The sequence below is a fragment of the Acinetobacter sp. RIT698 genome (assembly GCF_009668065.1).
GTDB lineage: Bacteria > Pseudomonadota > Gammaproteobacteria > Pseudomonadales > Moraxellaceae > Acinetobacter > Acinetobacter guillouiae.
Genome location: NZ_WJYH01000050.1, coordinates 1 through 12,682 on the forward strand (window position 1 = coordinate 1; position 12,682 = coordinate 12,682).

General features: G+C 32.5%; 12 protein-coding genes and 1 tRNA gene. 4 read left to right on the forward strand and 9 right to left on the reverse strand.

Features of this window, described 5'->3' with window-relative positions:
• Positions 1-210 precede the first annotated feature (210 nt).
• Complete coding sequence (locus GJV03_RS17685; protein ID WP_004721026.1) at positions 211-1,317, forward strand: OmpW family outer membrane protein; 1,107 nt, start codon at positions 211-213, stop codon at positions 1,315-1,317.
• A 211-nt stretch (positions 1,318-1,528) separates the two neighbouring features.
• On the forward strand, positions 1,529-1,762 hold the full coding sequence (locus GJV03_RS17690) for a DUF2171 domain-containing protein (protein WP_004721027.1): 234 nt from the start codon (positions 1,529-1,531) through the stop codon (positions 1,760-1,762).
• Positions 1,763-1,877: 115 nt separating this feature from the next.
• Here the strand turns inward: GJV03_RS17690 and GJV03_RS17695 are convergent, their stop codons facing one another.
• Both GJV03_RS17695 and GJV03_RS21540 read right to left on the reverse strand, forming a co-directional pair.
• Positions 1,878-2,162, reverse strand: a complete 285-nt coding sequence (locus tag GJV03_RS17695; protein ID WP_004721029.1) for a hypothetical protein — start codon at positions 2,160-2,162, stop codon at positions 1,878-1,880.
• 425 nt (positions 2,163-2,587) lie between these two features.
• Positions 2,588-2,755: a hypothetical protein gene (locus GJV03_RS21540; protein WP_171501876.1), complete on the reverse strand. Its 168-nt coding sequence runs from the start codon at positions 2,753-2,755 to the stop codon at positions 2,588-2,590.
• A gap of 311 nt (positions 2,756-3,066) precedes the next feature.
• On the opposite strand from GJV03_RS21540, the gene GJV03_RS21545 reads away from it, so the two are divergent.
• Positions 3,067-3,213, forward strand: a complete 147-nt coding sequence (locus GJV03_RS21545; protein ID WP_171501877.1) for a hypothetical protein — start codon at positions 3,067-3,069, stop codon at positions 3,211-3,213.
• A gap of 747 nt (positions 3,214-3,960) precedes the next feature.
• A tRNA-Ile gene (locus GJV03_RS17700) sits at positions 3,961-4,037 on the forward strand.
• Between the two features lie 298 nt (positions 4,038-4,335).
• Here GJV03_RS17700 and GJV03_RS17705 read toward each other — a convergent pair.
• The 7 genes from GJV03_RS17705 to GJV03_RS17735 all read right to left on the reverse strand — a co-directional run bounded on the left by GJV03_RS17705 (position 4,336) and on the right by GJV03_RS17735 (position 12,681).
• A complete protein-coding gene (locus GJV03_RS17705) occupies positions 4,336-4,668 on the reverse strand; it encodes a hypothetical protein (RefSeq protein WP_154130715.1) in 333 nt (110 codons plus the stop codon).
• A gap of 216 nt (positions 4,669-4,884) precedes the next feature.
• Complete coding sequence (locus tag GJV03_RS17710) at positions 4,885-5,193, reverse strand: hypothetical protein (RefSeq protein WP_154130717.1); 309 nt, start codon at positions 5,191-5,193, stop codon at positions 4,885-4,887.
• 232 nt (positions 5,194-5,425) lie between these two features.
• Positions 5,426-5,734: a hypothetical protein gene (locus tag GJV03_RS17715; protein ID WP_154130718.1), complete on the reverse strand. Its 309-nt coding sequence runs from the start codon at positions 5,732-5,734 to the stop codon at positions 5,426-5,428.
• Between the two features lie 173 nt (positions 5,735-5,907).
• Positions 5,908-6,120 carry a hypothetical protein gene (locus GJV03_RS17720; RefSeq protein ID WP_154130719.1) on the reverse strand — a complete coding sequence of 71 codons (213 nt, stop codon included), beginning with the start codon at positions 6,118-6,120 and terminating at the stop codon, positions 5,908-5,910.
• Positions 6,121-6,430: 310 nt separating this feature from the next.
• Positions 6,431-6,739 carry a hypothetical protein gene (locus GJV03_RS17725; RefSeq protein WP_154130720.1) on the reverse strand — a complete coding sequence of 103 codons (309 nt, stop codon included), beginning with the start codon at positions 6,737-6,739 and terminating at the stop codon, positions 6,431-6,433.
• A 10-nt stretch (positions 6,740-6,749) separates the two neighbouring features.
• The gene (locus GJV03_RS17730; protein ID WP_154130721.1) at positions 6,750-11,267 is read right to left on the reverse strand and encodes an RHS repeat-associated core domain-containing protein; all 4,518 of its coding nucleotides are present in this window, start codon (positions 11,265-11,267) and stop codon (positions 6,750-6,752) included.
• Positions 11,268-11,988: 721 nt separating this feature from the next.
• On the reverse strand, positions 11,989-12,681 hold the full coding sequence (locus tag GJV03_RS17735; protein ID WP_004721035.1) for a GntR family transcriptional regulator: 693 nt from the start codon (positions 12,679-12,681) through the stop codon (positions 11,989-11,991).
• Position 12,682 lies beyond the last annotated feature (1 nt).

Sequence of the window (12,682 nt, forward strand, 5' to 3'; positions counted from 1 at the left end):
ATATGAAAAATATACTTAAAAATACATTATTTTCAAACAACTCTATGATTTTATGTTTTTTATATTACTTTTCGATCATTATTAATTAACTTCTAAGTCTTAATACTGTTTTTAAATTAGAGTTTTTACTCTACTTATTGGTTGTTTTATGTAATTTTAATAATCTCATTGTCAAGAAGACAGTGATTGTATTTAAAAGGATGAATTCAAGTGAAAACAAAAAAGATCTTTCAAAAAGCCGTCATTACAACCTCACTCATTTGTATTGCGGGAATAAGTCAAGCTGAAGATTTTAAACGCTTCTCGGTTTCTTCAGGTTGGTTACATATGTCATCAATGGGGAAAGCACAACCTTTTAGGATTAATACCTCTGTAGGTAATGGTACTAAAGCTGCGGTGGGTGTAATTTCAGGCAAAACGATTATAGATAATCTCGATCAATCGCGTATTGATGCGATGGATCCCAACCTTATTAGCATACTCAACATGCCGAGTAATGAGGAAGGACGGTATGTATTTGATGATCTGTTGGATGCAATTATGGCAGATGACCCAACATTAATAGACCAATTAACAGGAATTGCTGAAATCAATGGGATTGCCCATTGGTCAGCGGATGCTGGTTTGGAAGTTGAGGATGTAGACACGTTAGGTATGATGTTTACTTATAATGTCACCGACAATGTTGCTGTTCAATTGATTGCAGGGATTCCACCAAAAGTTGATCTAAAAGGAAAAGGTACTGTTTATGCACCCTTTTCAGCAGCTTCTCAACCACTCGGTGGCATTGCAGGCGATTTGTATTTAAAAAACAATCTTTTAATTACAGATTTGGATAGTTATAACACTGCTGCATCTGCTAGAGCTTGGACGCCTGCCATACAAGCGCAGTACTATTTTGGTAAATCTGGTGTCAATAAGTTCAGACCATTTGTAGGTGCTGGTTTAATGTATGCCTACTTCAATGATATCGAAATCAATTCAGGAATTGAAAATGATTTGATACGTGCTGGACATATGATTCAAAACATTCATGATGGTAAAGCAGGTGCTTCTTTAGAAGGAAAGCCATCGAGCGGCAACATGAAAGTTAAAGTAGATGCAACTGATGCCATTGCTCCGATTGTTACTGCTGGTTTTACCTATGACTTTAAACAAAACTGGTTTGCTACAGCCTCTATTTCTTATGCGAAGTTAGACAATACGGCAACCATTACTGTCCTAAACACCAACAACAATGCAAAGCTCATTCAGGCTAAAACTAAAATTGAGATCGACCCACTGATCACTTACCTTGGTGTAGGTTATCGTTTCTAGGTCTATCTGTTAAAACCTAAAGCCATTACAGTGACTTAAATACTGTAATGGCTTCATTTATAATTAATTTCAAAAAATTACCATGTATAAAATTTAATTCATTAAGTAATTATTTTGGCTGTCTTGTAGCCTTTTCATTTCAGACCAAGACTCACCTATCTATTTCATATAAGGTAAATATTCAAATCACATTTCAATAGGAAAGTATCAAATGACTTCTATCAATGTTGAAAGTATTAAGAATCATGCCGATGTTATTGCGTCTTGTGGAACCAAAGTTGGTGAGGTAGATCACCTTGTTGGAGCAGACCAAATCAAACTGACCAAACATGGCGATGGACATCACCATCTCATCCCAACATCTTGGGTTGGTGAGATAAAAGGCGAAAAAGTGATCTTAACTAAAGATTCTCAAGAGGTTAAAGACACTTGGCTAGAAGTATAGATTTTGCCTATTACAACTGAGTTTTATTCAATTTATGTGTGTCACGTTCTGAAGTAGATTGACACTTATTCCATATAAAACGCTCGATGAGTTTCATCGAGCGTTTTATATTTGATTAAATCTTATTTTTTAAGACTTTCGTATCTTCATCCAATCTTAATTGGCGTTGTCTTTCGCCTTCATTGATAAGATCGAGGCGTTTGCCCCAGTATTGAATTGCATATTGATATTTTGCAAAAAATGCAAAAAACATAAAGGTTAAGGCTGGACCTAAAACAATTTTATCTGCTTGACCTATGAATTTCTCATAGATCGCCATGCCGAGCGCACAAAAGGTTAAAACCATAAACATAAAGAAGCTAAATTTTAAAAAATTATCGAAGCTTTTACCTTTAAACATAATCAAGAATACATATCATTATCATTTGTTTGCTTATTATAGGAGATTGAATCTAATTTTCAAGGGATCACTATTGGTTTTGTATTGATGGCTTTGTATTGATATCAAGCAACCTTATTTCTGATTTAGATCCTTCATCAATCATTGTATTTTGATTGGCATGCTGATCTAAGAATTTGCTTTTTTAAATCTGTCTAATAAATTACACTTTGATATTCGCTCGGTTTGCATGTTGATATATTTTCTATTCTAGAATTTATGAGTAGTAATATGGGTAATGAATAACGGCGTAATGTTTTAAATAACGACCACAGATAATCCTATAGGCAAATTTTAAAAATCATCTTTATAATAATCTCATTTAGTTATTGGAATTTAGTATTTTATTTAACAAATAAAAAATCCACCGTGGTGGATTGAATCAGCTAAGAGTGGCGTAATTTTTTCCCACCTCCATCCTGCTTATTTACGGTCGCCCAAACAATACGTTGTGCATCTTCGTCCGAACGACCTTGTTTTTTCTCACTTTCATAAATATGTTGGGCTTGTCTTTTCTGCTTTGCTGTATATGCAGATTTATCTCCTATAGGCATAATCACGTCTCCATATAACGATAAATATAAGGATTATCTTAATAACATGGATTATTTTATTCGCTGTTTAGTGTTGTAAGTTCTTGTGAATTTAAGTCATGCTTATTTATTTTAACTCAATATAGAATACCAATTAACACTATGTTTTTATTTTTAAAATAACTAACCCATATTTTAAAGTATCATTTTATTCAATACTTAAAATTTCACTTAATCCACATTGATCACTTTTGAACAACATTTATTCACACAGTATTGATGAGATTAGTCCACCATATAAGTTAATCACTTGATAAATCTTAGAGGTTAATATGCTACAAGATAACAAGACATCACCAGCTCAAGAAAGATCAGAAAAAGCACAAGAAAAGCGTAGAATCCCCAAATATATTTTACTCTTAGTGGGTCTATTTTTACTTGCGATTGTGATCTATATGCTTGCGAGCTGGCAAGGCTAAGTTAGAGTGATGTGTAGCTATTTTTATAAGCTTAGCGTTTTAAAAAATTTTAAAGCAGATTAAGAAAAGCAAGGTGTTTCCTTGCTTTTCTAATAGTGAATTTAATTAAAATTCTATTTAAAATAAAAAATCTTAAATTAAGATGCTAATAACAATTTCAATACCGCCCTCTTTTTAAACGATCTATTTTTGATTGTATAGCCCATGATTGATCTTGCTTGAAGAAACTTTAAATTGAAGTAATTTATAAAAGCTCCGTTTGCTTTAGCTACTGTAGACTTCTTTTTCTCGATATTTAATTGTTGTTACTGCTCTCTGATATTTTTTGTTTTTTCTCTGGGTTGGGATTTATCCCTTATGCCATTTGCAGCAATTTTTCCTTTGCCAAGTCATACTCTTAGTCTAGATCGTATTTCCATATAATCCGAAATTAAGCAAACAGATCGACTGAGAACTTTCTTTTCAGCGATATAAGTTTTATCGCTGTTATTTACACGTACAACAAAGCCAATCAACTTATTGTCTCGATAAATCGCAGATCTAAGCTCCAATTGATCAATAAATGTCTTTTGTCAGCTTTACTCTTGGTGTTGACATATATAGAATCTCTAGCTGTCGCAATGCTAAACACTATATCAAGCTATTCTCTACAGTCTACTTGTAAAAAAAAACTTGATAAACTCTAAAATCTTAGATAGTATTGCACACGTTCCAAGTAGTTGATAATTAATCAATTCACTTGATGAAGGGCCTGTAGCTCAGTTGGTTAGAGCAGCGGACTCATAATCCGTTGGTCCCCAGTTCAAGTCTGGGCGGGCCCACCAAATAAGACAACCACTTAGGTGCATTAATCCTAAGTGGTTTTTTTGTTTTTAAATATTAGTAAGTATATTCATTCCGACTTGATCTGACACAGATCTTGAAAAAATGAAAATTACCCATTTTGATAAAGGTCTCGAATCTTAATAAAAGCTTGTTGTGATAGATTTTAGCTGTGGGCTAATTCATCTAAATATTACTGAATAGGCCGTTATCGATTTGTTTATGCAACAAAGTCCGTTGTGACTAATCAAAATTTAATGAGGTGACTGCATATGCATTCACCTCGCTCAATAAAAGTAATTACAATAAAATCAGCATTAGTCTTTTTAAAAAAAATACATTTTTACGTATTGCCCAAACAGATAAAACTAACAAGAATGTAATCACACTACCAGCACCACATGAAAGTATTAACGCCTGCATCGCTAATTCATTTGCTAGTTTACCATCAGAAAAAAAATGCATTTTCTCCCATTCTGAAGGTGACAGCTTTATTAGTAAAATCATAACAAATATTGATGTTACCAAAAAAAAAGCTGGTGCTAGATATCTTAACTTCCAACCAGTTTTAGCAATAAGATAACCAATAAATAAAACAACAATAAGCCCTAATAAATTCTCTAATATTGACATAGGCGATCTCCTACCAATACGTATGTTGATTCAATCCATTTTGGATTTGTTGTCAAACACCAGCGTTCGTATTTACTGGACATGGATTCTCTTATTACATGAAAAATATAACATAATCTTTTAATAGCAATATAAGGCATTCAGTTATAGAAATTAAAATGAGGTGGCTACATATGCAGTCATCTCATTCAATAAAATAAACAATAGATGATCCCTTTAAAAAAATACATTTTTTCTTATTGCCCAAACAGACAAGACTAATAAAAAAGTACTTACACAGGCTAACCCTGTAGATGCAAACAATAAATCGAATGTATAAGAGTTAGGAAAGAATTTACCATTCATAAAAAACTGAATTACATCTTTTCTTGGTGAGAAAAAATTAGAAACAACACTCCATGTCACTATAAATACAACAACAAAGCAAAAAGGTGCAAGATATCTTAATTTCCACCCTGTTTTAGAAACCAAATAACCTATGAATAAAGCAAAAATAATACTTAGTAGATTTTCTAAAATTGACATAAATATTCTCCTACCAATACGTATTTTGATTCAATCCATTTTGGATTTGTTGTCGAACACCAGCGTTCGTTCGTATGTACTGGGCATAGGTTCTCTTATTACATGGAAAATATAACCTAATCTTTCAATAGCAATATAAAACATCAGTTATCAAAATTAAAATGAGGTGGCTACATATGGCAGTCACCTCATTCAATAAAAGTAATTACAATAAAATCAGCATTAGTCCTTTTTAAAAAAATACATTTTTACGTATTGCCCAAACAGATAAAACTAACAAGAATGTAACCACACTACCAGCACCGCAAGCTACAAGTAATGCTTGCATAGCCAATTCATTAAATATTAATTTACTGTCAGAAAAAAAATGCATTTTCTCCCAATCCATAGGAAAAGAGATTGATATGATTTTTAATACCAACATACTAGTTCCTAAAAAAACTATTGGTGCAAGATATCTTAGCTTCCAACCAGTTTTAGCAATAAGATAACCAATAAATAAAACAACAATAAGCCCTAATAAATTCTCTAATATTGACATTGGCGATCTCCTACCAATACGTATTTTGATTCAATCCATTTTGGATTTGTTGTCGAACACCGGCATTAGTATCATTGAGATTGAGTCGAATCGTAGGCAATTGACCTAAAGTTCGAGGAGGCTGAATCGACTGTTGATAAAATTATCGATACAACTGCTGGTATGCTTGCTATTTAGCTATCTGCTGATTCATTTGCTCTTTGATCATTATAGCTACCAAAAATTAAATTGGTCGACATTTTCCCTACAAATAAATTACCTGTAATCACAAAACCTGCTGTCGTTGAAAATTTACGGGTTTTATTAGTCGCTAAGTTTGCTCCAAAATTTGAAGCCTTTTGGACTAATGTCGCACTTTCAAGAAGAACATTTTTTGCAACATGCACATCTGCTGCAAGAAATGCTGCTTTACCTATACCACCAAATGCAGCACCTATAGCAGTCTATTGACCAAGTTCTTTCCATGAGAAGTTACTACGAAAATATTAACTACAGCTTTAAAACCTAGTCCTTTACTCGTAGCATCAATTCCTACGCTAACACCCATTATGCGTATTATTAAACTGAACAAATCAATAGCGGATAGTACTGGGCATGGATTCTCTTATTACATGAAAAATATAACGTAATCTTTCAATAGCAATATAAAACATTAAATAAAAGTAATTACAATAAAATCAACAATAGATGATCCCTTTAAAAAAATACATTTTTCCTTATTGCCCAAACAGATAAGACCAATAAAAATGTACTTACACAAGCTAAGCCTGTTGACACAAACAATAAGTCCATAGCATGAGGATTAGGCGAAAAATTTCCATCAACAAAAAAATTAATTACCTTCCCTCTATTTGAGTAATCTCTTGAGACAAATAATGAAACTAATATAAAAACAACCAAGAAACACCAAGGTGCAAGATATCTTAATTTCCACCCTGTTTTAGAAACCCAATAACCTATGAATAAAACAAAAATAATACTTAGTAGATTTTCTAATATTGACATAAATATTCTCCTACCAATACGTATTTTGATTCAATCCATTTTGGATTTGTTGTCGAACACCAGCGTTCGTATCATTAAGATTTAATCGAATAGTAGGAAGTTGCCCTAAATTTCTTGGTGGTTGAATAGACTGCTGATAAAATTGACGATATAGCTGCTGATATACCTGTTGTTGAGCTATCTGCTGATTCATTCGTTCATTTGCTCTTTGATCATTATAACTACCAAAAATTAAATTGGTCGACATTTTACCAGCAAATAAATTACCTGTAATCACAAAACCTGCTGTCGTTGAAAATTCACGGGTTTTATTAGTCGCTAAGTTTGTTCCAAAATTTGAAGCTTTTTGAACTAATGTCGCACTTTCGGGAAGTACAGCTTTTGCAACGTGTACATCTGCTGCAAGAAATGCTGCTTTACCTACACCACCAAATGCCGCGCCTATAGCAGCTTGTTGACCAAGCTCTGTCCATGAAAATTTATTAGAAAAATTACTCCAAACACCTTGATTATTTTCATTATTATCGCGATAAGCACTAACAAAAATTTTCCCTGTGTAAAAAGCACCACTAATTCCTGCCCCAACACCCATTGCAATTAATACAGGATTTTTTCCTGTAGGATCAACATACATAATTGGGTTATTATTTGCATATGCATAAGGATTAGGATTAAATTCTAGTCCAGCAGGATCAGGCTCCATATAACGACCTAATTCAGGGTTATAATAACGATTATGATTGTAAAATTGCTTGGTTAATTCATCATAAATTTGTCCAGGAAAACGTAAATGGAATTTCACTGTTTCAATTTCTGGAGCACCAACACCAAATGCAGTTGAGTCCCAAGACCAAACGATTGTTGATCCATCTTTACTATTGATTAATCTTCTCGGGGTATTATTTAAGTCCGTTACAATCCAATAAATATCTGCACTTTCACCATAAATTGCAACTACAGGTTTATTCTTAAACCAAATATATTCCACTAATGGTTTACCATTACTATTATATTCACCAATGAGATGACCCCCTTCATCATATACATATTGTATTGTGTCAGCTTTCCACTCAGAGCCATTTACAACATGCGCCCTTAATGTTCGCTGGTTCTTATCATTATATGTCATATAAAATTGTGATGCAGATGCATCCCCATTCATTTTATCCTTTCTACGATTACCAGCATTGTCATAAGTTGGAGTAAATGCACCATAAATTAATTCTGCATTTTCACTATGCCATGTCGCATTACCATTAATAGAGGATAGTTTATTTCCAGCATAAGTATAATTAACATTAGCTTGAGGTTGTTGGTGTGCACCTGTTGCTGTTAAAGATAGTCTATTTCCATTTCGGTCATAAGTATATTGAATACCAAAGATATTAACTCCGCCATTATGACGCGATTCAGATATTAGTCTATTCGCTGCATCATATGAAAATTTATCATATGTTCCATTATTGCGAGTAATTTTCGAAATGCGTCCATCTTGATCACTTTCATAAAGTAAACTAAAGTTTATGGCGCCCGCATTATCATGATTAGTAATTGATTTAATGGTTCCATTTTTTGTTGCATCGTATGAGATTCCATATGATGCAGCTCCTCCTCCCCAATTCCAAACTGTTAGCAAACCTGCATTATTGTAACTTACATTATTTACAATCACAGTATTATCAAGACTTATGCTTTTAAGCTGATTCTTTTTATTCTGATCATAATTGAAAGTGACTATTCGACCAGACGCTAGACGAAGAACCTGCGGTTTATCATTAGGTGTATAGCCATATCCAACAGACAAAATAGGGCTTTGTGCTCCCCATGTTGCAACAGATTTATTAGTTTGGGATTTACCAATCATACGCCCAAGCGCATCATATACATAGAAATCATTTACTCCATACGCATTATCTTTTGATATTATTGAGTCTAAATTATTAAAACGACTCTGATCATATGTATATCCAAAATTATGAATGAGATTAGACTCAACACTAGATGATGTATTTGAACAAGTTAATTGTCCAACTCTTTCAGCAGCATCAATACTCAAATAATCACATTTTCGTCTACCAAAAGTAAATTGGGTTAATAAATCACTTTCATCATAACCATAATTTTTATTGCCATAATCTGAGTTAACTTCCTGAATCAAAACACCACCATTGCGATAGTTAAATGGCTGTGTACCAGAGTTAAGAGGATCTTTTGCTTGGATGAGATTATCATTTACATCATAATTAAAGGTATAAATATTCCCTAAACCATCTGTATGTGAATTTACGCGACCTAAAGCGTCATATTTCCATTTTTCAGCAACACCTAATGCTGTAGTAGTTTGTATCAAATTACCATTTGCATCATAGCTATTTGTTATTTTATTACGACCAACAATATTTCCTTGTTGAATTACAAGTGGATAACCATTTCTATCAAGGGTTATTGAATTTTCTGTAGCAGTATTCCCTGCATTATCAGAAATATTTTCAGAGGCAATTAATCCATTACTAAAATAACTTCTATTAATTTGACTTCCATCTGGTAAAATCATTTTAATTAACTGATTATTGAGATTATACCCAAATGATCTAATTTCTCCATTTGAATCCGTTTCTGAAGTCAGCCTTTTGAAGCCATCATACTGATAGGTCGTTGAATCTGTTGCCCCACCACTCACTGTTGTTTTATTTGCTACAGTTCCATCATTATTATAGACAAAGTTATCTATGATCCCAGATGGATAACTCACCTGTTGAGGAAAGCCAAAAGAATTATAATTTGTGAAGCTCGTTATACGATCTATACCATTTATATTTTTTGTTATAGATCCAAGATTTCCAAAATTATCATAGGTAAATTTGATTTTATCAGTATCACCATTTCTCGGACCATTCATAGAGATTAGTAGTCCATTAGCTAAATACTCATAATGAGTAACCTTATCTAGGCTTCCTGATTGAATAGAATTTTGAGTGGTCCTAATAATTTGCCCTAGTTCATTGATAACATTAATTTGAGTCAAATTTCCACGTTTTAATGTATTTGGAATCCAGTATTTTGTCTCATAAGTTAATGCTGATAGGCGCTCTAATGAAGTCCCCTTTGCTTCAGTCATTCCTATCAAACGTGCATTTGCATCATATTTAAAATCTGTTCTATTTTGATTTTGATCTATAATTGATGAAATTTGCCGAATTCCATTAGCAGTAATAAAGCTCTTAATTGGTCTATTATTATAAGTAAGGCAGTTTGCGGCACCTTCCGCTTGTATTCTCGAAAATCTTTCATCAGCACCGTATAATGTAGCAGGCACATTACCAACATCATTATTAGTTAGGTTTATATTATTAATATAACGATCAGTTTTATTTAAATTAGAATTAAACTGACGATAAATTGACAAAATATTATCATTACTTTCAATTTTAACATCATTTGATAATCCTGGAATTTGACTCAAAATAGATGTATCACTATACGCCCAGTTCCTAATTGCAATATTTGATTGTTTATATTCTGATAGTATTGGTAATTTTACTTGTGATCTATATAAAGCCTTTTTATAATAATCTTGATATGTATAATCTTCTCTTGGGTTTGCAGTAGACTCTACGCTGATTAAATTTGGTAGACTATTAAAACTATAAACATTATCTGGCACACCAGAAAACATAAAGAATGGTTTAGGCCATGTAACTGAACGAATCTCATAATTATAGTTAACAACTTGTGGGTTTATAGTATTATTAGATTTAACACTTGAAATAACTCCTTTTAAATCTCGATTATAATTCCCATTATGATGATTTATTTGTAAAGCGTTACCCAAATTATCAGATACTGTTATAAGTAGCCATCTTTTATACTCGGAAGCATATGTATAACCAAATGATATTACCTTACCATTAGGATAAGTTGCTTTTGTTGCTATATATGATTTATTATTTGATTGATATTGGAAAACAATTTCAGTTCCTTTATGTTGAGCGATAACTTCACCTCTTTTACTTCCTGGAATTAACTTTGTTTCTCCATCAGTCACTGTTCCCCAATATGGAGCCCCTGATGATCTAATGAATTGATTACGGTTTATTAAAAAAGTAATAAATCGTCCTTCTTCTGGTAAAAATAATCGCAATGCCGGTATTACACCATAAAAAGGAATAGCAACTCCTTCTTCAAGTTTATATGCATAATTATGTGTCCAACCAATTCCCATTTCTTTCAGGTCTCTATCCATAGGACTTTGATAGGCTTGGTTATATTCTTTTGGAGTCAATTGAATAAGTGTTGAATAAGATCGAATAAATGGTAGCGGCCCTTTAATATCTACTTTTGAAAGTTCAACTTGTTTAGAAATAGGGTTTATACCAGAATCACTAATACAAGAATTAATTCGATCAGGGCTTGCAGTAAGATCATCTAAAAAAGGTCTAGCATAGACTTGGCTTACACTTAAGTAATAAATTAAGAAAGTTACTAACAATGATAAGCAGGTTAAAGCTGACATTCTAAATATATTCATAATTTTTTCCTTTACTTTTCACATAAAACAAATACACCAAATAATCAAGTTTATTTTTAATGCTATTATGTATCATATTTTTACATACAATCGATTATTAAGTTTCAATAATCAATAACAAAAACATCAATTAATTACATAAAAAACATTGACTTTGTTTTAATAAGATAAATATTTTTCTGAATTGTAAATATAGCACTCTGTTAAAACTCATTTTAATATTGATTTTTTTATTAAATTAGAAATAAAATTAAAATTGGGCAATCTTTGCCAATTGCTCATTACTGAATTCAGTCATACTTTGCTTTACACAAATGCACTCTGTTTTTCCTTAAAACTCTTTACTTTTCCAGAGCTTTTACCATTTCCAAGCAAATAACCACAACTCCAATGTTTCCAGTTCTCTCAAATTGAATTAAGGCCAAAACCGAAAATATTGAGGTTTTGCACGATGTAGCAGAATTTTTGTGGGGGATGTTTTGTTATTTTAAGGAAATATGCAGATGGTTATCACCACCTGATTGTTGCGAACAAAACCAAGCTAATAGAAGTTCCCTCAATGAGTTTGAGCTACTTCTACAAGTATAAAAAATTTATTATTTAATTTAACTTACAATACCCCATTTTTCAGCATTTATACATTTCTCTCAATTTACAACAAATATTCATCATCCTTCCCTTAAAAGCATTGAAGTATAAGTCAATTAATCAAAATTTTAGCTTAAATAAATTGACTAGAATCTAGCATTTGCAATGTAATTTTCTTGACCTCATCACGGCTCTGTTTGATATGCTCTGTAGTCGCATTTAGCGCAGAATCCCGTTCTTTTCTAAAAATAAAACCTAAAATAGTCTGATGCTCAGCATAAGTTGCCTCTATACGATATTGTTTGGAGAAATCTAAGCGACGAATAATTCTAATTTTTTCACTCAGTTCTCGATGTATTCGTGCCATTTCCTGATTACCTGCTGCACGAACAAGAGAACAATGGAAATCTTCATCTTGTTGAGAAAGCGCCTTAATATCTTTTAGGTATTGCTCAGGTTCGATACACCATAAATCTTTTAATACTGCCAACTCAATTGATGGCTCCCCAATATGAGCGCAAAGTATTTCGATGGCTGCTTTTTCTAAAATGATGCGAACATCATACAGTTCTTCATAATATCTAAAGTTCAGTGGTCTCACCTGCCAACCACTTCGAAAACTAACCTCTACATAACCTTCCTGCTGTAAACGATATAAAGCTTGACGTATAGGGGTACGACTCACTTGATAAGTTTTAGCAATTTCTGACTCAGTAAAACGCTCACTCGGCATAAGTTTAAAATCAAAAATATCATTCTTGATTCTTCGATAAACCAGCTCAGACAAATTGTCTGAGCTTTTTAAAGAATTCTTTATTTCAGTCATA

Bases quoted from the DNA above. Each gene is read 5' to 3' on its own strand.
- GJV03_RS17735 (WP_004721035.1), bottom strand. From the start codon at position 12,681: ATGACTGAAATAAAGAATTCTTTAAAAAGCTCAGACAATTTGTCTGAG.
- GJV03_RS17730 (WP_154130721.1), bottom strand. From the start codon at position 11,267: ATGAATATATTTAGAATGTCAGCTTTAACCTGCTTATCATTGTTAGTA.
- GJV03_RS17715 (WP_154130718.1), bottom strand. From the start codon at position 5,734: ATGTCAATATTAGAGAATTTATTAGGGCTTATTGTTGTTTTATTTATT.
- GJV03_RS21540 (WP_171501876.1), bottom strand. From the start codon at position 2,755: ATGCCTATAGGAGATAAATCTGCATATACAGCAAAGCAGAAAAGACAA.
- GJV03_RS17710 (WP_154130717.1), bottom strand. From the start codon at position 5,193: ATGTCAATTTTAGAAAATCTACTAAGTATTATTTTTGCTTTATTCATA.
- GJV03_RS17725 (WP_154130720.1), bottom strand. From the start codon at position 6,739: ATGTCAATATTAGAAAATCTACTAAGTATTATTTTTGTTTTATTCATA.
- GJV03_RS17690 (WP_004721027.1), top strand. From the start codon at position 1,529: ATGACTTCTATCAATGTTGAAAGTATTAAGAATCATGCCGATGTTATT.
- GJV03_RS17695 (WP_004721029.1), bottom strand. From the start codon at position 2,162: ATGTTTAAAGGTAAAAGCTTCGATAATTTTTTAAAATTTAGCTTCTTT.
- GJV03_RS21545 (WP_171501877.1), top strand. From the start codon at position 3,067: ATGCTACAAGATAACAAGACATCACCAGCTCAAGAAAGATCAGAAAAA.
- GJV03_RS17705 (WP_154130715.1), bottom strand. From the start codon at position 4,668: ATGTCAATATTAGAGAATTTATTAGGGCTTATTGTTGTTTTATTTATT.